This is a genomic window from Streptomyces sp. NPDC017993, assembly GCF_044328065.1.
GTDB lineage: Bacteria > Actinomycetota > Actinomycetes > Streptomycetales > Streptomycetaceae > Streptomyces.
Window position 1 is genome coordinate 1 of sequence record NZ_JBIRGO010000036.1, and the last position, 26624, is coordinate 26624.

Annotated in this window: 23 protein-coding genes and 4 pseudogenes; 15 read left to right on the top strand and 12 right to left on the bottom strand. The window is 66.8% G+C overall.

All coding sequences use genetic code 11. From position 1 onward, the window contains the following. Nucleotides 1-152 precede the first annotated feature (152 nt). Nucleotides 153-761: a DUF2867 domain-containing protein gene (locus ACH4FH_RS36745; protein ID WP_398560322.1), complete on the bottom strand. Its 609-nt coding sequence runs from the start codon at nucleotides 759-761 to the stop codon at nucleotides 153-155. Between the two features lie 94 nt (nucleotides 762-855). Between ACH4FH_RS36745 and ACH4FH_RS36750 the strand changes: the two genes are divergently transcribed. Continuing rightward, nucleotides 856-1413, top strand: a complete 558-nt coding sequence (locus ACH4FH_RS36750; RefSeq protein WP_398560323.1) for a TetR/AcrR family transcriptional regulator — start codon at nucleotides 856-858, stop codon at nucleotides 1411-1413. Between the two features lie 315 nt (nucleotides 1414-1728). On the opposite strand, the gene ACH4FH_RS36755 is transcribed toward ACH4FH_RS36750, so the two are convergent. Both ACH4FH_RS36755 and ACH4FH_RS36760 read right to left on the bottom strand, forming a co-directional pair. Beyond that, nucleotides 1729-2319 carry a hypothetical protein gene (locus tag ACH4FH_RS36755; protein ID WP_398560324.1) on the bottom strand — a complete coding sequence of 197 codons (591 nt, stop codon included), beginning with the start codon at nucleotides 2317-2319 and terminating at the stop codon, nucleotides 1729-1731. A gap of 748 nt (nucleotides 2320-3067) precedes the next feature. Then, nucleotides 3068-3403, bottom strand: coding sequence for an ArsR/SmtB family transcription factor (locus tag ACH4FH_RS36760; RefSeq protein ID WP_398560325.1), 336 nt, complete (start codon nucleotides 3401-3403; stop codon nucleotides 3068-3070). 167 nt (nucleotides 3404-3570) lie between these two features. Here ACH4FH_RS36760 and ACH4FH_RS36765 point away from each other — a divergent pair, with 167 nt between their 5' ends. After that, the gene (locus tag ACH4FH_RS36765) at nucleotides 3571-4596 is read left to right on the top strand and encodes an EamA family transporter (RefSeq protein ID WP_398560326.1); all 1026 of its coding nucleotides are present in this window, start codon (nucleotides 3571-3573) and stop codon (nucleotides 4594-4596) included. 265 nt (nucleotides 4597-4861) lie between these two features. Here ACH4FH_RS36765 and ACH4FH_RS36770 read toward each other — a convergent pair. The 7 genes and pseudogenes from ACH4FH_RS36770 to ACH4FH_RS36800 all read right to left on the bottom strand — a co-directional run. After that, nucleotides 4862-5385: pseudogene (locus tag ACH4FH_RS36770) on the bottom strand (IS5 family transposase); the annotation flags it as partial. A 94-nt stretch (nucleotides 5386-5479) separates the two neighbouring features. After that, a complete protein-coding gene (locus ACH4FH_RS36775; RefSeq protein ID WP_398560327.1) occupies nucleotides 5480-5665 on the bottom strand; it encodes a hypothetical protein in 186 nt (61 codons plus the stop codon). Nucleotides 5666-6493: 828 nt separating this feature from the next. Beyond that, nucleotides 6494-6673 (bottom strand): hypothetical protein, encoded by a 180-nt coding sequence (locus ACH4FH_RS36780; protein ID WP_398560328.1) that lies wholly within the window; start codon nucleotides 6671-6673, stop codon nucleotides 6494-6496. Nucleotides 6674-6781: 108 nt separating this feature from the next. Then, nucleotides 6782-6979, bottom strand: coding sequence for a hypothetical protein (locus ACH4FH_RS36785; RefSeq protein WP_398560329.1), 198 nt, complete (start codon nucleotides 6977-6979; stop codon nucleotides 6782-6784). Nucleotides 6980-7002: 23 nt separating this feature from the next. Then, nucleotides 7003-7359 carry a hypothetical protein gene (locus ACH4FH_RS36790; RefSeq protein ID WP_398560330.1) on the bottom strand — a complete coding sequence of 119 codons (357 nt, stop codon included), beginning with the start codon at nucleotides 7357-7359 and terminating at the stop codon, nucleotides 7003-7005. A gap of 331 nt (nucleotides 7360-7690) precedes the next feature. Continuing rightward, on the bottom strand, nucleotides 7691-9727 hold the full coding sequence (locus ACH4FH_RS36795) for a CocE/NonD family hydrolase (protein ID WP_398560331.1): 2037 nt from the start codon (nucleotides 9725-9727) through the stop codon (nucleotides 7691-7693). Between the two features lie 47 nt (nucleotides 9728-9774). Continuing rightward, nucleotides 9775-11106, bottom strand: coding sequence for an acetyl-CoA carboxylase biotin carboxylase subunit family protein (locus tag ACH4FH_RS36800; RefSeq protein ID WP_398560332.1), 1332 nt, complete (start codon nucleotides 11104-11106; stop codon nucleotides 9775-9777). Nucleotides 11107-11710: 604 nt separating this feature from the next. Here ACH4FH_RS36800 and ACH4FH_RS36805 point away from each other — a divergent pair. From ACH4FH_RS36805 to ACH4FH_RS36835, 7 genes are all read left to right on the top strand, one after another. Further along, nucleotides 11711-12643, top strand: coding sequence for an alpha/beta hydrolase fold domain-containing protein (locus ACH4FH_RS36805; RefSeq protein WP_398560333.1), 933 nt, complete (start codon nucleotides 11711-11713; stop codon nucleotides 12641-12643). 170 nt (nucleotides 12644-12813) lie between these two features. After that, on the top strand, nucleotides 12814-13068 hold the full coding sequence (locus ACH4FH_RS36810; RefSeq protein ID WP_398560334.1) for a DUF5133 domain-containing protein: 255 nt from the start codon (nucleotides 12814-12816) through the stop codon (nucleotides 13066-13068). Between the two features lie 140 nt (nucleotides 13069-13208). Beyond that, a complete protein-coding gene (locus ACH4FH_RS36815) occupies nucleotides 13209-14393 on the top strand; it encodes a zinc-dependent alcohol dehydrogenase (protein WP_398560335.1) in 1185 nt (394 codons plus the stop codon). Between the two features lie 72 nt (nucleotides 14394-14465). After that, on the top strand, nucleotides 14466-15068 hold the full coding sequence (locus ACH4FH_RS36820) for a flavodoxin family protein (RefSeq protein WP_398560336.1): 603 nt from the start codon (nucleotides 14466-14468) through the stop codon (nucleotides 15066-15068). Nucleotides 15069-15177: 109 nt separating this feature from the next. Further along, a complete protein-coding gene (locus ACH4FH_RS36825) occupies nucleotides 15178-16068 on the top strand; it encodes an SDR family oxidoreductase (protein ID WP_398560337.1) in 891 nt (296 codons plus the stop codon). 41 nt (nucleotides 16069-16109) lie between these two features. Then, nucleotides 16110-16832 (top strand): glycosyltransferase, encoded by a 723-nt coding sequence (locus ACH4FH_RS36830; RefSeq protein ID WP_398560338.1) that lies wholly within the window; start codon nucleotides 16110-16112, stop codon nucleotides 16830-16832. 504 nt (nucleotides 16833-17336) lie between these two features. Then, complete coding sequence (locus tag ACH4FH_RS36835) at nucleotides 17337-18278, top strand: LLM class flavin-dependent oxidoreductase (RefSeq protein WP_398560339.1); 942 nt, start codon at nucleotides 17337-17339, stop codon at nucleotides 18276-18278. 604 nt (nucleotides 18279-18882) lie between these two features. Here ACH4FH_RS36835 and ACH4FH_RS36840 read toward each other — a convergent pair. Further along, nucleotides 18883-19794 (bottom strand): annotated as a pseudogene (locus tag ACH4FH_RS36840) (IS5 family transposase); the annotation flags it as partial. On the opposite strand from ACH4FH_RS36840, the pseudogene ACH4FH_RS36845 reads away from it, so the two are divergent. The 4 genes and pseudogenes from ACH4FH_RS36845 to ACH4FH_RS36860 form a co-directional block, all read left to right on the top strand. Continuing rightward, nucleotides 19791-19889, top strand: a pseudogene (locus ACH4FH_RS36845) (plasmid stabilization protein); the annotation flags it as partial. The pseudogenes ACH4FH_RS36840 and ACH4FH_RS36845 sit on opposite strands and share 4 nt — an antisense overlap. A 126-nt stretch (nucleotides 19890-20015) precedes the next feature. Next, nucleotides 20016-20129 (top strand): annotated as a pseudogene (locus ACH4FH_RS36850) (LPFR motif small protein); the annotation flags it as partial. Nucleotides 20130-20805: 676 nt separating this feature from the next. Further along, entirely contained in the window at nucleotides 20806-21876 is a 1071-nt protein-coding gene (locus ACH4FH_RS36855) for a YihY/virulence factor BrkB family protein (RefSeq protein WP_398560340.1), read from the top strand. Nucleotides 21877-22396: 520 nt separating this feature from the next. Continuing rightward, the gene (locus ACH4FH_RS36860; protein WP_398560341.1) at nucleotides 22397-22765 is read left to right on the top strand and encodes a low affinity iron permease family protein; all 369 of its coding nucleotides are present in this window, start codon (nucleotides 22397-22399) and stop codon (nucleotides 22763-22765) included. Nucleotides 22766-23085: 320 nt separating this feature from the next. Here ACH4FH_RS36860 and ACH4FH_RS36865 read toward each other — a convergent pair whose 3' ends face one another. Further along, on the bottom strand, nucleotides 23086-23763 hold the full coding sequence (locus ACH4FH_RS36865) for a transposase (RefSeq protein ID WP_398560342.1): 678 nt from the start codon (nucleotides 23761-23763) through the stop codon (nucleotides 23086-23088). Nucleotides 23764-23836: 73 nt separating this feature from the next. On the opposite strand from ACH4FH_RS36865, the gene ACH4FH_RS36870 reads away from it, so the two are divergent. Both ACH4FH_RS36870 and ACH4FH_RS36875 read left to right on the top strand, forming a co-directional pair. Beyond that, nucleotides 23837-24928 carry an IS630 family transposase gene (locus tag ACH4FH_RS36870; protein WP_398560343.1) on the top strand — a complete coding sequence of 364 codons (1092 nt, stop codon included), beginning with the start codon at nucleotides 23837-23839 and terminating at the stop codon, nucleotides 24926-24928. 34 nt (nucleotides 24929-24962) lie between these two features. Further along, nucleotides 24963-26072, top strand: coding sequence for an IS630 family transposase (locus ACH4FH_RS36875; protein WP_398560344.1), 1110 nt, complete (start codon nucleotides 24963-24965; stop codon nucleotides 26070-26072). Nucleotides 26073-26624: the final 552 nt, after the last annotated feature.

Below are 26624 nucleotides of genomic sequence, written 5' to 3' on the forward strand. Positions count from 1 at the left end.
CCGCTACGACAAACGAGCCCACCACTACAAAGCCCTGGTCACCCTCGCCTGCCTCCGACTGTGGCTCCCATGACTTTGCGGACACGCCCTAGCCCCGCCGGTGCGCGAGGAGCGGGGGCTGGGTGGAGTCTGCTTTACGGGGATGAAAGGCGTCAGCGTGCCGTTCGGCGCGCCGCGTTCTCTCGCCACTCCCGGCCGATCGACCGCATGAGGGCCGGGTACACCCCCAGGTACCGGAAAGGTTTGATGCCGACCATGTACAGGGAGCCGAGGCGGCCGTTGGGCTTCACCAGGACGGCCATCTGGCCGCGGTAGCCGCCGTTCCCGTCGGAGACCCAGCCGATGTGCATCACCCCGTGCATGGTCTTGTTGGCGTACTCGGCGGCCCACTCATCGTGTGTCTGGAAGACCGATGTGAAGGGCGCCTCGCTGAGGTCGGGCCCGCGCGGTCCCTCGCGCAGGTCGTCCGGCAGCCGGTCCCGCAGGGTTGCCACCCGGCCACCGACACCCGAGTCCGCCTTGTCCCAGCCGAGCATCGCGCCGAGCTTCCAGCGAACCGCGAAAAGGGAGCGCCCCACGGGGTTGCCGCCGTCCGGGCCGTCCTTGCCGTCCGCCATCTGCTGGACCAGGTGGTGCAGGTCGTCCGGGCCGCCCGGCGTCGACAGCGCCCACAGATCCTCGAGCCGGAAGTCGCCGGCGATCTCGTGGATCCGCCAGGGGCGGGAGGTGTGGTCGGTTGCGGGAAGGCGCAGATCGCTCATGACGGGCCCCTGTCTATACGGTGGCGTATAGGTCGAGCATAGACCCATCTATACGGCTGCGTATACTTGGCTGGCATGTGAGGGGAGACACGGAATGGGCGCGATCCGTACGCCGCGGGACAAGTGGATCGAGGAAGGGCTACGGGCGCTCGCCGGCGGCGGCCCCGAGGCCGTCCGGGTCGAGGTCCTCGCCCAGGCGCTCGGCGTCAGCAAGGGCGGTTTCTACGGCTACTTCCGCAACCGCGCCGCCTTGCTGGAGGAGATGCTCGAAACCTGGGAACGCGGGGTCACCGAGGACGTCATCCAGCGGATCGAGCGCGACGGGGGCGACGCCCGCGACCGGCTCGGGCGTCTCTTCGACTTCGTGGAGACGAGCGAGATGCCCGTGACCGGCGCCGGGGTCGAGCTCGCGATCCGGGACTGGGCCCGGCGCGACGAAAACGTCGCGCTTTACCTCCGCCGGGCCGACAACCGGCGCATGGACTACCTGCGCGAGCTCTACCGGGCCTTCTGCCCCGACGAGGACGACGTCGAGGCCCGCTGCCTGATCACCTTCTCACTGCGCATCGGCGACCACCTCATCGCAGCCGACAACGGCCCGCGCAGCCGAACGGAAGTCCTCGCCGCGGTCAGGAACCGGTTGTTGGGCTGAGCGGCGGATCGGCATGTCTTCGCACTTCACCGATCGTCAGACCCGCTCGATGCGGTTCAGCTCCGGGAACGACAAGAAATACGCGGACTCGCGGCAGGAGCCGATGGAACTGCCCAGCCGGTCGAGCACGCGCCTCCTGGGCTCCGTACGGGACCTGGTTGCGCCCTGGTGGCGTGACTGCCAAGCATTCACCACGGAGGAGAGCACTGAGTTCGCTGCCGAGCACCTGGAAGGCACCTGGCCGTTCAGCGGGACCGGGTGGCCGGGCGGTCCCGCTGTGCACGCGGCCGTCCGGGGCGGGCCGCCGGATGGTGGTCAGGAGACGAAGTCGCCGAGAGCAGGCAGCGGAGCGGCCGCCTCGATCGGGCCTATGTAGACGACGGCCTCCTCGAACTGGAAGTAGGAGAGTGCTTCATGGCGTGGGCCGACGACGAGCAAGTTCTCCCCGCAACGCCAAGCGGCGTGGCGCCAGTCGCCGTCTCCCATGGCCAGGGTGCCGCCTTCGGCCGTGATGTCGCGCTCCGGTGGACCGAGCCGTTGGGTGAACGCCGCGACAGCCGCGTCGATGCAGGCGTCGAACACCTCACGTCCGGCGTTGGCGTGGCTGGACCAGCCAGGCAATGTGCCCCAGAAGTCCTCGCCCCAGGCGTCGTTGTCGACCCAGTAAAATTTGGCGAACGCCAGGGCAAGGGTGTCTCCGGGATAGGCGAGGTGCCCCTCGGCGGTGACGAGCGTGTCTTCAAACGGCAAGTCGTCGCCGCCTTCGCACCAGCCCAGATGCCGCATCGCCGCATCGGAGACCGCCCAGTCGCCCAACGGCAGTTGCGCCAGGCTGATGATCTGCTCCACCAGATGCGGGGTGATGGAACATGCGGCGACGTAGTCGGCAGGGTCTTCGTCTGTCATGGCAGGACGGTATCCGGGCCGCGTACGTGTTTCAGGCACGGGGCGGTGGCGGCGGTGCTGAGTAATGGGCCTTGCTGGGGGCATCAGCGGTTTACGTAAGCCTGCTCGTGAACCCCCGCCGCCGCCGGGGAAGGCGCAGGCCAACGCGTATACGACTACCAGACCCTCAGCAGCCCCCGGCTCACCATCGCTTGCCGCGATCGATGGCGCCCTGCACGTGATCCGACCAGACACCTGAGCCGTTCCACCAGCTGTGTCCACAGCCTTCTGTCCTGATGCCAGATTCTGTGCAGCTACTGCACCCCGAGTTGGCTGTGAACAGGGGCAGATGGACGAACCGGATTCGGCGTCCTGCTCCTCCTCGCGGGGGTTACGGCCGACTCGGCGAGGAGAAATTTCACGGTTGGCGCGGTCCTGCTCGTGGCGGTGTTCGCCGTCGCCGGGCTCACCAACCAAGCGGGAGCGGCCCGCGATCCCGGAGGAGACAGCACAGGTGCCTCGCACGCCTCAGCTCCCTGAGTGACTGACCCCGGCGATTTCCGCGCCGGGATAGCGGCGTCGGCGCCTGTGCCCCAAATCGCCCGTCATCCCCCTCCGCTCCAGAGCGCGTCTGAACCGCATGGCTTCCCTCTCTCCTTGGATGTCCGCCCATCGTCCAACGGCCCCAGGCCACCGCGACCGTCTTCCGGGCCGAACTCCACATCGCAGGCACCTTCCTCCGGTCTGCCGATGGTCCGAACGGAAGTACTCAGTCGGCGCGGAGGGCCAGGTCGAGGAGACCGGGGAAGCGGGTGTCGAACTCTTCGCGGCGCAGTCGGTTGAGTCGTTTGGTGCCCTGGTCGCGCTGTTCGACGAGGCCGGCGTCGCGCAGGACGGAGAAGTGGTGGCTCTTGGCGGCTCTGCCGACGGACACGTCGAAGTTGCTGCAGCTGAGCGTCCAGTCGGGGTGGCCCGCCAAGGTGCGGACCAGCTGGATACGCACAGGGTCCGCGAGGGCCGACAGGGCGGTGAGAACGGGGACGTTGTCGGGGTGGGTGTGGACGGGGGCCGGTCGGTGCCCTGCGGTTTCAGCCTGTTTCGACATCCCTCTGTCTCCTCCAGGGCCTTCGCACTCTTGCCGAATGTTCGATCTCCATCTTACATTGCTAATGTTCGATTCCGGTTGAACATTCGGCAGCAGGGAGTTGATCTCGCCAACCGCCCCCAGTCGACCCGGGCATCCTCCCCGGGATCAGAGCAACGGACGGTGAAATGCAGCAAAGCAGCACGACCCAAGGACTCTCCGCCGCCGTAGGCAAGGTACCCGCGCCCTGCCTCGTACTGGCCGGAGTGAGCGGGATCCAGTTCGGAGCGGCCCTCGCCCCCAGCGCCTACCCCCAGGCAGGAGCGGCGGGCGTGGTGTTTCTGCGGCTCCTCATCGCGGGCCTGATCCTCTGCGTGCTGTGGCGCCCTCGGCGCCAAGCACTCAAGTCGGCCAAGGGAGCCTGGAAGACCGTGCTCGCCGCCGGAACCCTGCTCGCCGGACACCACATCGCCTTCTTCGAAGCCGTCAACCACATCCCGCTCGGGGCCGTCGCCACGATCGAGTTCCTCGGCCCCTTCGCCATCGCCATGGCCGGCTCCCGCCGCGCGCTCGACCTGCTCCCCGCATGCCTGGCAGCAGGAGGCGTACTCCTGCTCAGCGGCGGAGGCAGTACCTCCCTGCCCGCGGTCGGCCTCACCTTGGCCGCAACGGCCGCTTGCTGCTGGGCCGGATACATCCTGGTCTCCGCCCGCATGGCCACCCGCCTCAGCGGCGGCCAAGGTTTGGCCGTGGCAATCGCCTGGGCGGCGCTGCTCAGCGCCCCCTACGGCATCGCACACGCCGGCACCGGCCTGCTCGACCCGCACGTCCTCTGGGTGGCGGCCGTCGTGGCAGTGGTATCCAGCGTGCTCCCGTACTCGCTCAACCTGGAAGCCTTACGCCGGATTCCGCCACGCATCTTCGGCGTACTGACGAGCCTGGAGCCGGCCGCAGGCGCCCTGTTCGGCCTGCTCGTCCTCGGCCAGCACCTCGACCGGTCCCAGTGGCTAGGCATCGCCGCAGTCGCCTGCGCCTCCGTCGCCGCCACCTCCCTGAGACCCCGAAAGCGCCAAACCTCACTCGTCCGGGCAACGAGCGACTCCCTCCCCGAGGAGGAATCCGCACGGAACAGGGCCGGCGTCCCGTGCAGTCAGCGCTCAAGCGCAAGGCCCGAGGTATCAGCGGAGCGAATAACTCCTACTTCTGGTCCATGAGTTCATAGCGGCGTATCACGCCGCCATGAACTCACCGACCGATGATCTTTGAGACGGACCTAGTCCCTGAGCAGGGTCGACCCGGGCGGGGTGATCAGCATGGAGCTGATGTTGTCGGTACCCACACGGAGCTGATGTTGTCGTTTCGGTTGTACTGGGAGGTGTCGCCCCGCCAGTTCCCTACCGGCCACGCGGCGCCGTCACGGTTAATGTTCAGCCACGTGCAGAACTTGCCGCCAGTTCTGTTCCATACCGAGGAGATCCGGCCGACCGGCCGGGGCACCCGTATGCGGGCCATGATCTGGGCGAATGCGGGTGCGTCCCCGGACTGACCGGGCGTGATGACGAAGCCCAGCGGGCGGCAGCGGCTGTCGGCGGCGAGGTGGACCTTCGTGGTCAGTCCGCCGCGGGACCGTCCGAGGGCATGGTCGGCAGGCTCGCGGTCCGGGGCCCCTTTTGACGGGTCCCGGCAGCGTGCTGGTGAGCGCGCACGACGGTGGAGTCGACAGCGACGACCCAGTCGAGGTCGCCTTCGGCGTCGGCCTGGGCCAGGAGCGCGGTGAAGACCCTTTCCCAGGTGCCGTCAGCGGCCCACTTCCGTAGGCGGTTGTGGGCGCCCTTCCACGAGCCGAAGTGCTCGGGAAGGTCCATCCACGGTTTCCCGGTGCGGTACTTGAACGCGATCGCGTCGATCACCTGCCGGTGATCACGCCACCGCCCACCCCGCCGAGGTGCCCGGTCCGGCAACAGCGGCTCGATCCGCGCCCACTGCGCGTCAGTTAACGACACACCAGACCAACGATCAGATGATCCGAAGGAAACGGCCTAGGCGCGGGCACAGTCCAGCGCGGCTATCTGCCTAGGCAAGCCTTGACGAGGGTCTTCACTCGGCGTCCTTGTCCTTCGCGGCAGACTCCTGCGCCTGCTCGTTGGTGGTGAGTGCATCCCCTTCCTTGCCCTGCTGAGCACCGGTTCGTTCGCCGTCTACCTGTGAGGCCTCGAACTCGTCCAAGACCTCTTCGGTGGCAGTCCTGGGGGACTTTTCGTCCTTGTCCTTGTTGCCGGTCATTGCGACTCCCTACCTCCTGCGAGTGTGTGCTGGCGTTCTCCGCGCTCGGGTGCCCTGTGAGCTCCTCACAAACCTCAGGGCAGGCCCGTCAGTACAAGATCACACGTTCAGTCTTATGTCCGCATGCCTTCACCGCCGTTGTCGGGCCAGAGCTGCGAAGGCCGGTCATGGACCTGCTGGTGGTGGACGCACGTTGTGTTTGTCCTGAACCTCACCGATCTTGACGGCTGAAGTACGCCTGCTCCTCGTCCGGCCTTCTCCAACGCCGGCCGTAGGGAGGCGGCATGGCCGCCCGGCGGCCCCTGGCGCTGACCACCCCTCCTGACTATCTAGCTGCCTCCAACGAGCGCTACGCGCGCCGAGGCTTTGCCAGCGCCGAAATCCTTCTCTCGGGCTCCGCGAACAAGAAGGCAGCATTGGCAGCCCACGGCCGCCCGCCGGTAGGCGGCGAGACCGCCACGAGGGCAGGTGCGGGGGTCCGTCGTACACTGCTGCCTAGCTGGCGCCGCGCCGCTTCCCGGCTGCGGTGGCTTCCTCCAAGAGGCTCAGGGGGTATCACTCGCAGTGCGGCTGGTTCCCTTATCACTGTCGCGCTCCGCAGTGTGCTCCGCTGCGTGCAGGCGCACCTCCTCCTGATGGTGCGCGCCAGGCTGCTGGCGGGTGGGTCCCAGCCTGAACGCATTCGTGCAGGAAGCGCGATGGCTCCAGCTCCGGCCTGCTTCGGTGTCGAAACCGCCGAGGTCCCTGGGGGAGATGGTGGGCCCGAAGGTCAGGTGTTCCCCGGTCCGACGGCTTGTTCGTACAGCTCCACTGTGTAGGGGCTCAGATTCACCAGGGAGTCGGCCGTGGCGTCGAAGGCGTAGGCCCGTGGTCCGGAACTGACTCGCCCGCGATCAGCACGCGCCGGCATTCCGGGGCGGCCTCGTTGTAGCCGGAGCCCTCGTACAGCGCGTAGAAGCCGGCGGGGCATGCGGTCGTGCCTCTCCCCTCGATGACCTTTACCGTCATGGTGCCTCTCCTAGCCCGCGGCCGGCTGGCGAGGTGAGTACCAGGTCAGGGCCGGTCGTACAACGGCTGTGACGGAAGCTTGCAATGCGCGGGGGGACCTCGGTGCGATCACCCACCGCCGCTTCGCTCGCCCTTTGGGCCCTTGCCACGCTCGGTCCGCGGGCCGCTCGATCGCTGGTTCTCCTCTTTTTGGAGTTTCTCGTTGGCCTCCTCGTTGGCGTGCTTGTCCGGCACGCCCTCGCGCTCCGCGTCCTTGCGCAGCTGCGCGCGCTTCTTGTCGTACGCCTTGCTTCCCGGCTCAGGCATGGGCTTCTCCTTCCCAGCGACCGTCACAAGGGACGGTCGCCCTTGGGCTTCCCCGATTGCTCCGGCGTGCCGTGCGGCGGCGGGTTGACATCCGTCGCGGTGGCCGGAGAGACCGGAGAACCCCCGCGTGTCGAACCGTTAGGGGGCCTGTCGCTATTGCCTCGTTCACTGCCCGGCGAGGGCTCGGCACCGGCGGCCAACTGGTCAATGCGAGCCCGGAGCACCTCGACCACCGGGACACGGTTCGCGTGCCCGCTCTCGTGGTGTAGGAGTTTTTCCAACTGCCCGGAGCTCAGACTGCGAATCCGGCTCTCCAGTGCGCCGAGCGACAGCTGGTCGAAGTCCGCGAGTGGCAGCCGGTCGTCGTCCTGATCGCTCATGATTCTCCCTTCGCGGCGTACGCGCGCGGCGCCCTTGGTACGCCCCTCTTCGTCGGCCATCTTCCGGCGCCGACCGCCTGGCCGCGCCTGCGACGCGCCTCCGGAGTTGCCCGCCCCTCTGTGAGTCAAACCCGGGCAACCTCCAGCGGGCTCTCCGTTGACCTTGCAGACCGCCGATAATCTCCCACCTACAGAATAGTGGCCATATGAGTTCAACTAGGGAAAAATGCGGCCGGGCGCGGTGCAGTACCGAACGGTACAGCCGGACGGCTGGACCACATCCGTCCGCGACCGCTGAGCGCCGTGCTGGAGCATGCGGGCGCCCGGTGTGTCACAGGTGGTCGCGTGGCAGTGTCTCGTTCCAGGTGCGCGAGAAGACCCGGCGGTCGTTTTCGAAGCCGTCCAGGGTGGCGTCGATGAAGAATTCGGACTCGCTGCACCGCAGCACGGTCCGGGTCTCGACCCGCACGTCCCAGTCGTCGCGCTGGAAACGCATGGTCCAGGCCGCCTCGCCGGATACGGAGGTGAAGTCGTCGGCGACGGCCGCATATCGCTCGTAGGCGCGGAGCCCGGTGTTCAGGCGGATGTCGTCCAGTCGCACCGTGCCGCGGTCCTTCACGATCTCCAGCTCGGAGTGGTAGCCGATCAGGTCTCGCTTGACTTCCCAGCGCTGCTCCGGGGGCGTCAGCTGGGTGCTGGCGAGGGGAGGCGCGCCTTCGGGTTCGCCGAACGGGCGCTGCGGGAGGTGGTCGGGCTCTGGTGTGGGGCGTACCGGGAGCGTGAGGCTGCTGGAGCCTTCGTGGACGGTGAGGAGAACCGGCTTGGGTGGCGGCCACGCCAGCGGCCAGTAGGAGGTGGACAGCGACAGCCGGATGCGGTGGCCGGGCGGGAAGGCCTGGGCGACGCCGTTGAGCTGGACGGTGGCCCGGTAGCGCGTGCCGGGCTCCAGCGGCTCGGGCGCTCCAGTGCCGTCGCGGTGGGTGAGGTTCAGCAGTCCGTAGGTGACGCGGGTCGCCTGGCCGTCGGGTGCGACGTCGGACAGCCGGGCGGCCACCATCGCCACCGGTTCGCTGGCCGTCAGGTCCAGGTCGACGGTGGGGGAACCGAGGATCTCGACCGGGTCGGTGAGGACGGCGGAGTCGAAGACGAGTGAGCCGCCGTCTTCTTCACGCTGGTCGTAGGGCAGGTCCGGTGGTGCGTTGTAGGAAGCCCATTTGCCGGCGAACTGCCCTACGGACAGTGGTGACTGCACGGTCAGCGCATCGCCTTCCGTGCCACCGGTGCCTTCCGTGACCGGAGCGCCGATGCGGTGCCGGCTGAGGGGGTGGATGGCGGGCTGGATGTGGGGGGAGGGCCAGGTCGGCTCGCCCACCCAGCGGCCGGGCCGGTCTTCGTAGGAGGTGGACGGCGGAACGCTTTCCTGCATCCACGTCTGGAGCATCGGGCCTTCCATGACGCCGTTGTCGACGCCCTTGAGCCAGTGGTCCCACCAGGCCACGACCTCCTGGAGGTAGCCGATGGCGGGGCCAGGTTCGCCCAGGTGTGGGAACTTGTGCGACCACGGGCCGATCAGCCCCTTGCGCGGTACGTCCAAGTGGGACAGCAGCCGGGTCACGGCGTTGGAGTATCCGTCTGCCCAGCCGCTGGAGGCGAGAACCGGGCAGCGCACGTCCTGGTAGTTCTCGCAGACGGAGGCGTGCTCCCAGTACGCGTCGCGGCGCTGGTGCCGCAGCCACTCCAGCGCCCAGGGCTTGGAGTTCTCCAGCCGCTCGTGCCACATCTCGCGCCAGCGCTCGCCCACCAGCGCCGGGTCCGGCGGGCAGGTGGCGTAGGCGAACATGGTGCCCGCCTCGGCCAGGTTGTCGGAGAGCATGGCACCACCCATGTAGTGCATGTCATCGGCGTACCGGTCGTCGGTGAAGGAGGCAATGACGATGGCGCGCAGGCTCTGCGGCCGGCGCGCCGCCACCTGAAGGGCGGCGAAGGCGCCCCAGGAAATGCCCATCATGCCGGTGCTGCCGTCGCACCATGGCTGGTCCGCCAGCCAGGCGAGGATGTCTTCGGCATCGGCCTGCTCTTGTTCCAGGTACTCGTCCCGCAGCACCCCTTCGGACTCGCCGGTGCCACGCAAGTCCACGCGGACGCAGGCATAGCCGTGCCCGGCGATGTAGGGGTGGTGGATGGAGTCGCGTACGGCGGACAGGTCGCGCTTGCGGTAGGGGATGTACTCCAAGATCGCCGGGACCGGTTCCCGGTCCGAGAAGACCGGACGCCAGATCCGGGCCGAGAGGCGGGTGCCGTCGGTCATCGGGATGGCGACGTGTTCTTCTTCCGTCGTCCTGTAGGGCAGGGTGCTCACGAAGCGCATGCGGCCTGCTCTCTCCTTCGTCTCTCGCGTCAGGGGGGCGTCGGGTCTCAGCCTGCGGTCGGTTCAGCCTCGGTTCCGGGAGCGGTGGCCGACAGGGCGCGGCTGAGGGCGGCTATACAGCGGTCGTACTTCTCCCGCATGTCCTCCTCGCCGTCCCCTCCGGTGAAGATGTGGGCCAGTTCGAAGCTGTAGCTGTCCTGTTCGGGCATCCGGGACAGGCGCTGGCCCTCCTCCGGGACCATGTGCAGCCGGACGCCCGGGATCTCCCGCTCGATGCGGTCGATGTCCTCCTGAGTGGGCACACTGTGCACCAGCCCGTCCGCGAACCACCGGAAGTACCACTTGGCGGCGTGGGTGTAGGGACCGGCACCGTCGGGCAGACTGGGGTCTTCGCCGAGGGCGAGACTGAGCATGCAGTGGTGGTTGGGCACCCCGTCGACGTATTCAAAGAGTTCTGCGTGCGACTGGGAGTGGCGCGGGTTGATTTCCAGAAGGTTGATCTCGTCGGTCTGTGGATCATAGAAGTACTCGATGCTGAAGGTCGCAGCGTCCATGCCGATCTGCCGCATCACCCGTTCGGAGACATCGCGCAGCCGCCGCACCACGGGCTCGGGAAGGGCTGAGGGGTACTGGTGGCGCAGGAAGGACGAGCTGTCCGGGTAATTGATGGAATCCAGCGTTCCGTAGACCTTCACTTCGCCGTTCCTGACGTATCCCTCCACCGCGACCTGGATGCCGGTTATCGCTTCTTCGGCCAGGCACACCTGTCCGCCGACGCCCTCCATCTCCGGAGGGAGTTCCAGTTGGTCGAGGATGTACTCGAACGGTCGGCCGATACGGCTGATGCCCTCGCGGATCTCTGCCACGGCGTCGCGGAATTCTTCTTCGTTCTTGACGCCGAAGGCCAGCTCCGAGGAGTAGGAGAGCGCGGGCTTGAGCCACATCGGGAAGCGGACGCCCTCGGGGGGCTTCGGGTCTGCCGCCTCCAGATCGACCCGGCCGAACCGGGGGTGTTCTGCGATGGCCTTCTGCTGTTCCAGCCGGCTCCAGTACTTGTGCTCGCACTTGACCACCGATTCCAGGCTGGTGCTGTGCGTGCCGTAGCGCTGGCTCAGAAGCGGTACGAGCGTGCTGACGGGAAAGTCCCAGTAGCCGACGATCGCGTCGATACTCCCGTCGAAGCTGTCCAGTACACCCTGCGCCTTCTCCAGCAACCCAGCGACGGACACCTCGCCGACCTGTAGCTCCTCCATAGTCAGCAGACCATGAAAACGGTACTTCTCCGCCCCCGGCACCTCTCGCAAGGTCGGCAGATTGCCCTCATCCAGGCCGATCACAAAGATGTTCTTCTCGCTCACCGGTTCTCCTCTAGCGTGCATTGGCCTGCGGTGTAGGCCGCGTACCCGCCGACCCGCTGCTAACGCAGCGAACTCCGCGTCAAGGCTTATGAGCCCCGTCCACGCCAGAGGGCGGCCTGGTAGCGCCTGCAACGCTGAAGGGCCCGCACGCCACCCGGCACACCTAATCGCCTCGTGTGCATTACGCCCAGTTTATGTCAATTAGTACCGAAGCATCTCGTGCACCCTTAAGTCCCCGGTCTCTCCGAAGGAGCCCGAAACGGGTGTCTGCGGCATGTCGCTCGTGGTCGTTCGCCCACCTGGCCTATTGGGAGGGTGAGTCTCGCGACCGTCTCGATGCACTTCGGCGCGCCACGGGAGGCCGATGGGAATGTCTGGGCGCGTGCAGGGCAGTCGAATCGGTAACCGAGCGAAGACCAGGCAGGGGCGCAAGGCGCTCTATGGCGCTGACGGGGCTCACCCCCGCGGTACTGGCTGGCTCGACCCGACGGCCCCCTTCGACCGGCCCCGTTCATTTGCATGTCTACGGAGCCTGGGGGAGTGCAACTGCCTTGCGGCAGCGCCCTGTTCGACGCGCAGGCAGTCGTGCTTCCAAAACCTGCAGCGACCTGGAGGTGACTCAACCATGCCCGGCATCAGTAGCCGCGCGCTCCTTCTCACCATGACCGCGCTGGGGAAGAAGCTGGGGTACCGCGACTCCACCGAGGTGCGACGCAAGGTGGAGAAGCAGTACCAATACCCCGCCTCCTTTGCGCCGCCCAAGAAGCTGGGCCGCACCTGCGAGATCTCTCTCGACTTCCGTAACGGATGGCCGTGCTATGAGATCAGCGCCCGCCACAAGAGCTCCCAGAGCACCAAGGGCGACAGAAATCCGCAGGCAGAGGTGCTCTATCTCCACGGCGGGGCCTACATCGAGGAGATCGGCTCCAATCACTGGAGCCTGATCGAGCAGCTGACCCGCGACGTACCGGCGCGTGTCACCGTCCCCATTTACCCCCTCGCCCCACGCGGCACCGCGACCAGTGTCCTCCCGAAGATCACCGCCCTGGCAGCCACGTTGACGGAGCGAGCTAGCGGCCCCACCTTCTTCATGGGTGATTCCGCCGGCGGCGGGATGGCCCTTGCGATTGCGCAGCGACTGCGAGAGACCGGCGGCAGGCTGCCCGACCGACTGGTGCTGATCGCTCCGTGGCTGGACATCACGCTGGGGCATCCGGCTGTTCCGGACATCGAGCCCCACGACCCCTTGCTGGCGGCGGAGCCCTTGCGGTTCGCCGGGGCCCTTTGGGCAGGCGGTCTCGACCCGGCCGACCCGGTGGTCAGCCCAGTGAACGGCGAGATGTCGGGTCTTCCCCGCACCACCGTATTCATCGGCACCCGAGACATCCTCTCGGCGGAAACCCATCGCTTCCGCGACCTCGCGAGGGCCGCCGGTGTCGAAATGGACCTCCACGAGGCAGCGGGCGACGTCCACGCCTACCCCCTGTGGCCCACTGCGGAAGCTATGCGTGCCCGTCAGCAGATTGTGGAGACCCTTGTCTCCGCCAAGGCCGCCTGACTTGGAACCCAGCGGACGGAGACACGCGAGGGCCACGACACCCCCTTGCAGAGATGCCCGGGAAGGGGGGCCCAACTGGACTTAAAAAGAGCGCTTGTTACTCGTCTCCGCGCGCCACGGGACATGAGTGTTCGCATGCCGGGTACCGGCGTGAGTGCCCACCAGGAACGTTGGAGCCCAAGACTGAGGAGACCGGCATGCTGATGGCCCACCCGGCAGTACTGCGCAAGCTCGTAGACGAGTACGAGGCTCTGCAGGCGGTAGATGCAGAACGAGGCAACGCAGAGCCGCGCGAACGTATATCCGAGGTCGCCTGTGCCCTGTGCATTTCTACCGGCACCTCCGACGTGGACGCGGCTCTGATCGCCGCATACCACCAGCTTCCGGGAGCTCAGGTCCATGACGACTCCCTCCTCGGCCTGTGAGCGCGCCGGGGGGCCGGTCCCAGGACGGGGAAGGTGACCGTCTCTTCCTGCTGCAGGATGCGTGCTCCACTCCCGGCAGAGACTATTAGGGGCAAAATGGATAAGAATGCCCTGCCGAGCACCCGCGAAGGAGACGCCTAATGAGGGCTTTGACGTGGCACGGTAAGCGTGACGTTCGTATTGACACCGTTCCCGACCCCAAGATCGTGGACCCGACCGACATCATCGTCCGCGTCACGTCGACGGGGATCTGCGGCTCCGACCTGCACCTTTATGAGGTGCTCGGGCCTTACCTCGATCCGGGCGACATTCTCGGTCACGAGCCGATGGGGATCGTCGAGGAGGTCGGGCCGGAGGTCACCGCCGTGGCGGTCGGGGATCGGGTCGTCGTGCCCTTTAACATCTCCTGCGGCACATGCTGGATGTGTGGCCAAGGGCTTCACTCGCAGTGCGAGACGACCCAAGTCACCGAACGAGGCACGGGCGCCTCACTCTTTGGGTTCTCCAAGCTCTACGGACAAGTCCCCGGGGGACAAGCCGAGTTGCTACGCGTCCCCTTCGGCAACACCCTCCCCGTCAAAGTGCCGCACGGACCGCCGGACCAGCGCTACGTCTACCTCTCCGACGTTCTACCGACCGCGTGGCAATCCGTCGCCTACGCCGACATCCCGCAGGGCGGGACCGTCACTGTCCTGGGGCTCGGCCCCATCGGTGACATGGCCGCCCGCATCGCCCTGCACCAGGGCGCCAGCAAGGTGATCGGCGTGGACCTCGTCCCCGAACGCCTGGCACGGGCACGCGCCCGGGGCGTGCACACACTGGATTTGAACGACCACGGAAAGAGCGTCGGCGACGAAATTCGCAGCCTCACCGAAGGCCGCGGCACCGACGCCGTCATCGAAGCGGTGGGTATGGAGGCACACGGCGGCACCCTGGCCAGGGCGGCCCAGCAGTTCGCCGGCCTGCTGCCTGATGCGCTGGGGGAGAAGATGATGGGCCGCGCCGGCGTGGACAGCATGGCTGCCTTCAACACAGCCGTCGATGCCGTGCGCCGAGGCGGGACCATCTCGGTCATCGGCGTCTATGGGGGCGCCATCGACCCCATGCCGATGCTGACCATGTTCGACAAACAGATCCAGCTGCGCATGGGCCAGGCCAACGTCAAGCGGTGGGTGCCCGACATCCTCCCGCTCCTCAACGATGCCGACGTCCTCGGCGTCGACGACTTCGCCACCCACACGCTGCCCCTCGAAGAAGGGCCGCGCGCCTACAAGACCTTCCAGGCCAAGGAAGACGGCATGATCAAGACCGTCCTCACGCCCTGAACGGCCAGCGCCGGCCAGCACGGAAGCCACGCCATGCCTCGCCTGGCGTATCAACTCTTGAGGAGTCCCTTGATGACTCGCGCTGTCGCGCTCGTCTGTACGCTCAACGCTTCGCCCGCCCGCTCCAGCAGTCAACTTCTCGCGGACCAGATCATGGCCGAGCTCGCTGGCCTCGGCGTTGAAAGCGAGACCATTCGGGTCGCCGATCACGATGTCCGGCCCGGCGTCGCGCGCGACATGGGAGGAGGAGACGCCTGGCCCACCCTGCGGGAGAAGGTCATGGAGGCCGACATCGTCCTTCTGTCCACCCCGATCTGGCTCGGCCATCCCTCCAGCCTGTGCCAACGAGTCCTGGAGCGACTCAACGCCGACATCTCCGAAACCGACGAGCAGGGCCGGCAGCTGACCTACGGCAAGGTGGGCCTCGTGGCCGTCGTCGGAAACGAGGACGGCGCGCACAAGGTGAGCGCCGACCTCTTCCAAGGTTTCAACGATCTCGGATTCTCCCTCGCGCCGGGCGCCGTCACCTACTGGGTGGGCGAAGCCCAACAGGGCACGGATTACCAGGACCTCGAACAGACTCCGGACTCCGTCACATCGACGGCGCGGGCCCTTGCGACCAACGCGGTGCACTTGTCCCGTCTGTTGAACGACCGCCCCTATCCGCCCAGCTGACCGGACTCTGCCCCGACGAACAGAGCAGGCCCGGGGCCGAAGTGCCCCAAACGCCCTCGCGTCAGTAAGGGGCGACTCACCTTTCGCACGGCAATGAAGGAGGCCTGACGTGGCAGGCGACAACCAAGCCGAGCAGAACCCGGTTACCAAGCACCCTCAGCCGGAGTTTGAGCAGCAAGATCAGGCCCACCCAGGCTGGACGGGGCCCATGGACCCTCCGCCTGACCACGGGGAAGAGTCCTACCGGGGCAGCGGCCTTCTGGAAGGACGCAAGGCCGTGGTGACCGGGGGTGACTCCGGCATCGGGCGAGCGGTCTGCTTGGCTTTCGCACGCGAGGGCGCGGACGTCTTGTTCACCTACCTCCCGGAGGAGGGCAAAGAGGCTGGTGAGACCTCCCGCCACATCGAGGAAGCCGGGCGCACCTCGGTAGCTGTCCCTTGCGATATCCGTGAGGAAGAGCAGTGCGCACGTCTCATCGAACGCGCGGTGTCGGAGTTCGGCAGGATCGACATCCTGGTCAACAACGCCGCCTACCAGATGTCACAGCCGGAGGGCATCGGTGACATCACCACCGAGCAGTTCGACCGCGTGGTCCGCACCAATCTCTACGGCATGTTCTGGCTTTCGAAAATGGCCGTGCCGCACATTCCTCAGGGCGGGTCGATCATCAACTCCGCGTCCGTGCAGGCGTACAAGCCCAGCCCGCACCTGCTCGACTACGCGATGACCAAGGGCGCCATCGTCACCTTCACGCAGGGCCTCGCTCAGATGTTGGCCTCCGACGGCATCCGCGTCAACGCGGTCGCCCCCGGGCCGGTGTGGACCCCTCTGATCCCAGCCACGCTCCCGGACACCACTACGTTCGGCAAGCAATCTCCCCTGGGGCGGCCCGCCCAACCTGCGGAGATGGCTCCCGCCTACGTCTTCCTCGCCTCACCGCAAGCCAGCTACATCACCGCTGAAATCCTTAACGCCACCGGCGGTACACCGCTTCCTTAGGCAGCCCATTGGCCCACGCCGGTGGAGAGGGAAGGGCTGATATGGAACCAAAAACGATCGCGGTGCTCATCCCCGCGCACAACGAACAGGAACTGCTGCCGCGGGCACTCGCCGCTGTGCAAACTGCCGCGCGGCATCCTGCGCTTGCGGACGTGCACGTCCTGACGGTCGTCGCGGCGGATGCCTGCGTGGACGACACTGCGAAGGTGGCCGGTGCGGCGGGGGCGAGCGTGCTGCACCTGGGGTCCCAAAACCCCGGCAAGGCCCGCGCCGCCGCCGCGCAGGACGCGCTGGCCACGCTTGGGGCGTCCGCCGAGGCGACCTGGATCGCCTCCACCGACGCCGACAGCGCCGTCCCGCCCCACTGGCTCGCGTTCCAACTCGACCAGGCACGCGCCGGCTGGGAGGCCGTGATCGGCACGGTCACTGTGACGCGGTGGCCGTCGGTCCCCCAGCTCGCCGACCGGCACCACGAGCTCTACTTCGCTTCACGCCCGGCCGGTGGAGAGCCCTGGCGTCACCCCCATGTGCACGGCGCCAACCTCGGAGTGGCAGCCGAGGCATACCAGAAGGTCGGGGGGTTCCCCGCTCTCCCCGTAGGAGAGGACCACGCTCTTGTGAGCTCACTCGAACGCAACGGCCATCGTGTACTGCGCACCCCGGACTGCCCTGTAGAGACCTCAAGCCGCCTGCATCCCCGGGCTGTCGGCGGCTTCGGTGACCACTTGGCCCAACTGGCAGCTCAAGAAAGAGTGCTGCATTGACGCCGAGAAACCTGACGGGCGCCGCCGCGGGGCGGCGGCGCCCGGGCTCGGCGGCGCAGGGACGATCGGTCGTGAACATGCCAGGCGGCAGCCAGGTCCCACGGCTGGGCCGTTTCGTTCGGATCATCGGATCGCTGATCCGGGCGTGCCATTGACTGACGCGCAGTGGACGCGGATCGAGCCGCTACTTCCTGATCGGACCCCGAAGCGGGGGGCCGGCGGCGGGGCAACCGTGAGCTGATCAACGCCCCCGCTCATTGAGCATGGCGGGGGTGCAGGCGCGGCGAGCTGGACGAAGAGAACTGCCTCCCCGTCCGTAACGTGAGAGGGCACCTCCGTAGTACGCAACACAGGACCCGGTTGTTGAAGTCAGGATCGTCAGCGCCCTTCCTTCCAGATCCTTCAGCAGGCGCTCAACGCGGCCGTGATCGGCGATCTTGCGGATCGGTTTCGCCATACGCGCAACGCTCTTCCATGGTCGGTCGACGACCGTAGTGTCCGGACATGCAAACACCGGTCATCTCCGTCCAGGCCCAGCCCCGGGACGCCGCTTCCTGGATCTCTTTGGCCCGGCGCTTGGAAGCCGGTGGCTACGACGCACTGCTGGCAGCCGACCACCCGGGCACCACGGCCTCTCCATTCGTCGCGCTGGCTGCCGCCGCGGCGGTCACCGAGCGCATCGGCGTTGGCTCCTACGTTTCCCAGGCGGGCGTCCGTGAGCCGCTACTGCTCGCGTCGGACGTGGCCACCCTCGATCTGGTGTCCAGCGGACGTGCTCGCTTGGCATTGGGCGCCGGCCACACCCCGACCGAGTGGGACATGCTGGGGGAGAAGCGCCCCGACGTCGCAGGACGCGTCCGGCGTTTCCAGGCTGTGGCTGAGGCATGCCGCGCGCTCCTCTCAGGCGAGACGATCACCGTCGATGGACCCGAGGTACGGACCTACCAGGCGCGGCTCACGGATCCCCGACCGGTCCAGCGCCGGGTGCCCTTCACCTTTGGGGGCGGCAACACGATCATGTTGCGCTGGGCCGGGGCTCATGCGGACGTCGTGGGGCTGAGCGGGCTGGGGCGCACCCTGCCTGACGGGCACATGCACGAGGTGCGCTGGAGCGGCGCGGATATCGACCGCCAGGTCGATCTCATCGAGCGGGGAGCCGCGGGCCGGGTCGACGCCCCGGCCCGCGAAGCGCTTGTACAAATGGTGGAAGTCACTGATGACGCCGAGGGTGCGGCCCACGAGATCGCCCGGCGACTTCACTGCGATGCGTCCACGGTGCTTGCTTCCCCCTACGCGTGGGTCGGCACTGTGGAGGAGATCAGAGCCGCAATGGCCGACCATGAGCGTCGCTGGGGCATTACCCGTTACGTCGTGCGCGAGGCACACTTGGACGCGGTCGACCAAGTACGCGGACATTCCTTAGACGCGGCCCGCGAGGACCTGTGAAAGCGACGTGTGAGCGGGCGGGCAGTTGCGGTAGAGCCCTTCGTTCCGGCAAAGGTCTTTTCGCGAAGCGCGTCGAGTATGGCGGCGGCGTGTGGTCAAGTTGGAGACGCTGCAGCTGGCCCCGCCGGTCAGAGCGCACTCGGCGGTGGGCGTTGCTCTGGTGCTCAGATGGGGAGTGGGGCCAATTCACGGCATGTTGGATGAATTCAGGCTCAGGTCGGGTCGACTGCGTTGCACCAGACCTTCTACGCGGTGATCGCGTCGCAGGCGGAAGGTGTTCTTCGTCGGCGGATGTGCGAAGCAGCTGATGGTGGGGAGTGCTCAGGCCCAAGGGCGTGGAGTTCAAGCACGTCTTCCTGCCTCGACGCCATGCGTCACTGCCACATCAGCGGCATGCTGACGCAGCCAGCGCCGAGGAACGTCAGCGACGGCTCGGGAGCGCGAGGAACTGCTGTGCGGCCGGCTCTTTGTGGCCATGCCCTGGGCTCGCGGTCTGCTTTGGCTTGGCGGCATCGCTGGGTAGGTCACGGGCCCAGTGCAGTGCCCAGTTTTGGCTTTTCCGTCTGAGGTGGAGCAGGCGCCTAGGGGCTGTGTCAGGTCGTGATCACTCTGCTGTCCAGGTGAGGGCGTTGAGCCAGATCATCGAGGCCCGGAGGTGGAGGCCGGCGTCGTAGCTTTCGGGGGTCTCGTCGTAGCGGGTGGCGATGCCGCGCCAGGCTTTGAGTTTGTTGATCATGCGCTCGACGGTGTTGCGGTCCTTGTAGAGCTCGGCCTCGTAGGTCACGGGTCGGCCGCCTCGGCTGCCGCGCCTCTTGCTGTTCGCGGCCTGGTCCTTCTTCTCCGGGATGACGGCCTTGAGGCCGCGCCTGCGCAGGTAGGCGCGGTTGGCGCGAGAGGAGTACGCCTTGTCGCCGGCCACCGCGTCGGGCCGGATACGGGGCCGGCCGACGGGCAGCCGGATGCGGACCTTGCTCAGGACGGGGACGAACTGCGGGTTGTCGGCAGCCTGCCCGGCGGTCAGGATGATCGACAGCGGACGGCACTTGCGGTCGGAGGCGAGGTGGACCTTGCAGGTCAGTCCGCCTCTGGACCGGCCGAGCAGGGCCTGCTTCAGGCGGGCTTTGTGTCTGCGCCGGAGGTGTCGCCGCTCTTGTCGGGCGGGGTCGCCTCCGGCGCTCTGCCCGTTCTGTCCCTCGCCCGGTGCCCCCTTTTGCCGGGCCCGTTCCTGTTCCCTGACGGCCTTCTCCAGGGCCCCCAGGATCTCGGGTTCGACATGCATTCCAGCGGCGTCGTGGTGGGCGCGGGCGGTCGTGGAGTCCACGCTAACCAGCGACAGGTCCGTTTTCCCCTGCCGGGCGGCCTCGGCTATCAGGCCCTCCAGCAGCGCGGTGAAGACCCCGGCGTCCCGCCAGACCCGGAACCGGCCGTAGACGGTGGTCCAGGGCCCGAACTCCTCGGGCATCTCCCGCCATTGGGCACCGGACCGAAAACGCCAGATCACCCCCTCGAACTGGTCCCACGAAGGAGGACCAGCTGTATCAAGGGGCGACGAAGAACGTCGAGGGCCGCTCGACGATGAACAAGCTGAGGCTGCGCAAGGCCCTGGGCTGCTGGCGGCCCTCCAACCTGAGCTGGCGGAACGTTTTCTCGGACGACCACGGGGCACCAGCCCGGTGATCGGCCGTGCAGCGGCAAGCGGAACCGGCGCCCCGCGCCGGAGGAGGTCGGAGGTTCGCCGTGTTGAGGGCAAACGCAGATGTTCTTCGGTCGATCCGCGGGGCCATTGCTGCCGTTGGCACCGCACCGTCCCGGGCTGTGGCCCGACTGTTCGGTGGTGCTTCGAGAAGCTCAAGCCCGGCTGGCACCCCCACCCAGCCGGGCCTGCGTCTGTCTGGCCCCGAAGAGAAGGCAATGACGCGCTGAGGCGCGCTGCCGCCCCGGTGCGCGGGGCTCGTCCCTGTCGGGAGCGGTCGAGTCAGTGGCCAAGACAAGAGGTGACTGCTGGCCCACGCCTGCGTCGCGCCATGCTGCCGCGCTGGGCCAAGCGCTGTGTGCAGACGTATGCGCTCCTTCAAGGCCGTCGTCTTGTGGGTGTGACAAACGAGCACCCCGTGGCGCAGTTAGAAGTAGCCGACTGATCATCGGCCTCCGCGGATCCGACGGCTCCCCCCGTGCCGACGGACCTGCCGCCGGCGCGGGCGGCGCTGCCTCTCTCTGAAGCGGCCCGCCTGCGCTGGCCCCTAATGTGCGCGTCCCCGTCCTGGACTTGCGTACCTGAGCTGAACTTGCCTGTTGCTGGGCCTCGACGAGGGCTGTGAGCCCCAGGCTCCGGCCGGCGAGGGCTAGCAGGCGGGATTTTTTTCCACTTCAGGGTCGAGTCGCTCCCCACACTTTGCGCTCAAGCTTCCGCATCGACATATCGCCGCACGCCACATTGCCGCTTGCAGGCTCGACCTGTGACACCCGCGCCACCAGAATCGCCTCATACGCTCGCATAAGGTGTGACTATTAAGGTTATCTGTGGCTTATGTCGAACGAAGAGCGCAGCGAACACGGTGATAGTCGGCGCAGCGGACGTGATGCTGACGCCACTGGGGGCCCAGATCCCCAGGTGGAGCGCGACGTGCCAGATACCCCGACGAAGGTAAGCAAGTCCTCGTGGTGGGCGGTCCTCAAACGCACGTTGAAGGAGTTCAAGCAGGACGAACTCCCCGACCGGGCCGCAGCTCTGACCTACTACGGGGTCCTGGCCTTCTTTCCGGCCCTCCTCGCTCTTGTTTCCTTGCTGGGGATCGCTGGCCAGTCCGCCACGCAAACGGTCCTTGATAACATTCAAAAGCTTGCACCTGGCGCGGCGCGGGAGGTCATCACGAACGCGGTGACCCAGCTGCAGTCGAGTAGCGGAACCGGTTGGGTGATGGCGATCGTCGGTCTGCTCGTCGCCCTGTGGTCAGCTTCCGGCTATGTGGCCGCGTTCATCCGGAATTCCAATGCCGTGTACGACCTCCCTGAGGGCCGACCTGCATGGAAGGTGCTCCCGGTCCGCGTCGGTCTGACTCTGGCCCTGATGATCCTCGCCTGCATCAGTGCTCTGATCGTCGTCCTCACAGGCGGACTGGCTCGTCAGCTAGGCACCGCACTCGGCGTGGGTGACACCGCCATGACTGTCTGGTCCATCGCGAAGTGGCCCGTCCTCGTCGTGCTGGTGGCCATCATGTTGGCGCTCCTGTATTGGGGCGCTCCGAATGCTAAGGGGCGCGGCTTCAAGTTCGTCTCGCTCGGCAGTCTGCTGGCGCTGTTGATCTGGATGGTGGCCTCCGCAGGCTTCGCGTTCTATGTGGCCAACTTCGGTTCGTACAACAAGACCTACGGGGCTCTAGCCGGCGTGATCATCTTCCTGGTCTGGCTGTGGATCACCAATCTGGCAGTGCTGCTGGGCCTCGAATTTGACGCTGAGATGGCTCGGGAGCGCGCCATCATCGGCGGACACCGGAGTTTGGAAGAGCCGTATGTCGAGCCCCGGGACACCCGCAAGTGGACTGATGAGGACCGCAGGGGCATGGGAGACACCGGCCCCGCGGACCCCCACTCCGACTGACGGCTACGAGCGCTGCCACTGCCCCCAGGATCCCACTACGGATCCAAAGCCGTCGGCGCCCGGACACACCCCGGAGCCTTCGGCTCGCGCTCCAGTCATCAGAGGCGGAGCCTCCATCGCCGAAGTAACCGCGCTGAGCGGGGGCGTAAGACCCTCGGGCGCCGACCGGAATCTCTCCCGTAGACGACGGCCCGAGTGGCGGAGGTGGAGGTCGGTCCGCCGCCATCGCGTTGTCCCCCGCATGTGCGTTCACACGGGCGCGGAGCACCCCCGACGATCCGGCGGCAGAGCCAGTACCCCTAGGCTTCGAAGGTATACGCGCTGCTGGGCGCCCCACAGGCGCGCTGGCCCGAAGACGCTCGGTCTGTGCGGTTGGGCCTCGGCGATTCCACGAGGTCGGGGTAAGAGAACGGGGTCGGCAGCTCGTGTATGTGAGGGCTCCGCCAGCTACGGAGGGCTCCGGCGCGCCCGTCAGCCCAGGGATTGGCCCGGTGGACGCCGGGCAGCGAACATGGCGGGCATGACTACTCAGCATCCCGCCGACCGGAGCGGAACCGGGCGCGGCTGGTTCGCCGTCTTCTCCGAGCGGGCATCGAATGTCACTAGCTCGCCGCTGTTCTACGTTCTGTGCGTGTTCCTGTCCGTTGGCACGGTCGCCGTGCGCCTCGCGCACTTGCAGGTGTCGTGGCTGATCTTCGCGGGGGGTGTCATGACGGCCGTCAGCCTGCTCTTGCTCATTTTGCTGAAGAACATCGAGCGGCGTGACGCGCGCGCCGTGCAGTGCAAGCTGGACGCCATCGCGGCGGCAATGCTGGAGCAGCATGAGGGCGCGAGCCACACAGCGGCCGACGAGCTACGGCGTGTCATCCGCGTGGAGGAGAAGCAGTGAGGACGCGCCACTGACTTCCGCTGTCGAGGAGCGGGAGGCTGGTGGTACCTGCACCGCTACGCTCTCTCACTATGAGTAGCGACACGACTACGGGAGTTGTCTCTCCCGGGGGCCTCCCCGCAGCCGACTTCACGCGTGCTGACATCGCCTTGATCGAGCTCGGCAGCAAAGCCCACCTCCTTGCCTCCGCCGTGGATGCCTTCGTGGTACTGCTCGCCACGAGGGGGCAGGGCGAAGAAGCTGCCGGGCTAGGGGAGTGCTTGTGAGAGGCAAGCCGGGACGGGGTGCCACAGGGTACGGGCCGGGGGTTCTCAGCTTCGTCACCCACTGCGTAGGACGCGCATCTCCACGTGGACGGCGCTGTGGTGGGTTGCGGCGAGCAGCTCAGCGAAGAGTGTCGCGCGTTCAGCAACGTCGCAGGCCTTCCTCAGAGCCGGCGCCATGCGGATCACGTGCTCGTAGTCGAGGATGCCGGTTGGGGTGCCCGGTCGCCCTTCAGCAGTTCCGGGCGCTTGTCTCTGAGGCCCGCGGGTCCGGCGGGTACACGTCGTCACGAACGTCGCACATCCATACGTCTGATCTACCCGGGAGTCTTGATGAGTGGCGAAAGCTTGCAGGCAAGAAGATCGCGATCCTCGCTGCGAGTGGAGCGGAGCAGGTAGAGCTGGTGCAGACCCGTGATGCCGTGCGCGCGGCCGGTGCGGACACGGGTCAACTGTGACGACCCGGTCCAGGTCGCCTTCGGCGTCGGCCTGGGCCAGGAGCGCGGTGAAGACCTTTTCCCAGGTGCCGTCAGCGGCCCATTTCTGCCGGCGGTTGTGGGCGCCCTTCCACGAGCCGAAGTGCTCGGGAAGGTCCATCCACGGTTTCCCGGTGCGGTACTTGAACGCGATCGCGTCGATCACCTGCCGGTGATCACGCCACCGCCCACCCCGCCGAGGTGCCCGGTCCGGCAACAGCGGCTCGATCCGCGCCCACTGCGCGTCAGTTAACGACACACCAGACCAACGATCAGATGATCCGAAGGAAACGGCCTAGTGACCTGAGTCAGAGGTTCGTCGTTGGTTGTGTGTGAGCCGTCCTGGACCGAAGATCCCGCCGTTGTCTGTAACTGAGGCCCAGCGGGCTGTGCTTGAGGGTTGGGTGCGGCGCCGTTCGACGGCTCAGGCGTTAGCCCTGAGGTCGCGGATTGTCCTGGCATCCGCGGAAGGCCATTCGATCGCAGAGGTGTCGCGCCGTCTTGGGATCGCTCCTGAGACGGTCCGCACTTGGCGACGGCGGTTCCTTGACCGCGGCCTGGAGGGCATGAGCGACGAACCGCGGCCCGGTGTCCCGCGGAAGATCACCGATGCCGACGTCGAGAGGGTGATCGTCAAAACCCTTGAGGAGACACCGAAGAACGCGACCCATTGGTCGACCAGGTCAATGGCAGCGGCGACGGGGATGTCGCAGTCAGCGATCTCGCGGATCTGGCGGGCGTTCGCCCTGGCCCCACACCGCTCACAGACGTTCAAGCTGTCGACCGATCCATTTTTCATCGACAAGGTCCGCGATGTCGTCGGCCTTTACCTCGACCCGCCGGAGAAGGCCCTGGTCCTCTGCGTGGACGAGAAGTCGCAGATCCAGGCTCTGGACCGCTCCCAGCCGGTCCTGCCGATGATGCCCGGCGTTCCCGAACGCCGCAGCCACGACTACATCCGCGCCGGCACCACCACCTTGTTCGCCGCCCTGGAGGTGGCGACCGGCAGGGTCATCGGCTCCCTGCACCGCCGGCACCGGGCTGCCGAGTTCAAGAAGTTCCTGTCCAAGGTCGACAGGGAAGTCCCCGCCGACCTCCAGGTCCACCTGATCCTCGACAATTACGCGACCCACAAGACACCCGAGATCAAGAAGTGGCTGCTGGCACACCCGCGCTTCCACCTGCACTTCACGCCGACCAGTGCGTCCTGGCTGAACCTGGTGGAGCGGTGGTTCGCCGAACTCACACAAAAGAAGCTCAAGCGCGGCGTCCACCGCTCCGTCCAGGCCCTCGAACGGGACGTCCGATCCTGGCTCACCAACTGGAACGAGCACCCCAGACCCTTCACCTGGACGAAGACCGCCGACGAAATCCTCGACAAAGTCGCCGCCTACTGCCACCGAATCTCTGACTCAGGTCACTAGTGTGCTGAGTCAGTAATTCGCCTATGGTTGTGGAATGACTCGTCCGGGACCGAAGCTTGTGCCGTTGGATCTGACTGCTGCGGAACGCGCGGAGTTGGAGCGGTGGGTGCGGCGGCGGAAGGGTGCTCAGGACATGGCTCTTCGGGCCCGCTTGATGCTGGCGTGTGAAGTGGTTGGTGAGGACGGGTTTCCGGTCTCGACGAAGGCGGTCGCGGATGAGGTCGGGGTGACGCGGGAGACGGTGTCGAAATGGCGGAAGCGCTTTCTCGCCGACAGGGTTGCCGGGTTGGAGGATGAGCCGCGTCCGGGCCGGCCTCGCACGGTTTTGGACGAGCAGGTCGCGGATCTGATCGCGCGGACTTTGGAGTCGAAGCCGGAGAACGCCACGCACTGGTCGACGCGCTCGATGGCGAAGAGGACGGGCCTGTCCCAGTCGACGGTTTCGCGTGTGTGGCGGGCTTTCGGGCTGCAGCCGCACCGCTTCGAGTCGTTCAAGCTGTCGACGGATCCGTTCTTCGTCGACAAGGTTCACGACGTCGTCGGCCTGTATCTCGACCCGCCTGAGCGGGCTTTGGTGCTGTGCGTGGACGAGAAGTCGCAGATCCAGGCCCTGGATCGTTCCCAGCCGGTCCTCCCGATGATGCCGGGGGTGCCGGAGCGGGCCACCCACGACTACGTCCGCGCCGGTACCACCACCCTCTTCGCCGCGTTCGACGCCGCCTCCGGGAAGGTCATCGGCTCCCTCCACCGCCGTCACCGCGCGGCGGAGTTCAAGAAGTTCCTCACCAAGCTCGACAAAGAGATCCCACACGACCTCGACGTCCACCTCGTATGCGACAACTACGCGACGCACAAAACCGCCGACATCAAGACATGGCTCCTGGCCCATCCCAGATTCCACATGCACTTCACACCCACGAGCTCTTCCTGGCTGAACCTGGTAGAGCGATGGTTTGCAGAGCTGACGAACAAGCAGATACGCCGCGGCGTCCACAGATCCGTCCAGGCGCTGGAGAAGGACATCCGCACCTGGATCACCACCTGGAACGAAGACCCCAGGCCATTCATCTGGACCAAGACAGCCGACCAGATCCTCGAGTCACTCGCCTCATACTGCAAACGAATTACTGACTCAGGACACTAGGTGGGCGGTCACACATCGAGATCGCCTATGCAGGTTGCATCGCTCGCATACGGGTGTTTTTGCTACCAAACTCTCCAAACCGACGAGTTCGCTTCCTGCTCACGAACGTGCCGTGGCAAGGCCTCGCCGCAAGGTATCTCGCGCGTTGCCCCTTCGCTGAGGGGGCGTTCTTGATCGAGCGTGTTGCGAGGCTCACCGAGTTCCGGCTGTGGAACCCTGGGGGGCTCGACCGGCTGCCGAAGGGAGCAGGTTATGAGACGTCACCCCTGGCTCATGGGACTGCTGGTCCTGCCTGCACTGGTAGCGGCGCTCGGCGGTTGCGGCGGCGCAGGGGAACGTAGTCAAGATGCCTCTACCGCGGCGACAGGCTTCGAGCGGGCGATGGCCGCAAGCCATCCGGACGCTATGTGCGCGGCCCTGGCACCGGAGACGCGAAGCGAGTTGGAACAGTCCAAGGAAGCGCCGTGTGCTGACGCCATTGCGGCCGAGAAGCTCCCCTCTGGCGGCCCTGTCCGGACAGTGGATATCTATGGGGGGCAAGCGAGGGTCGTT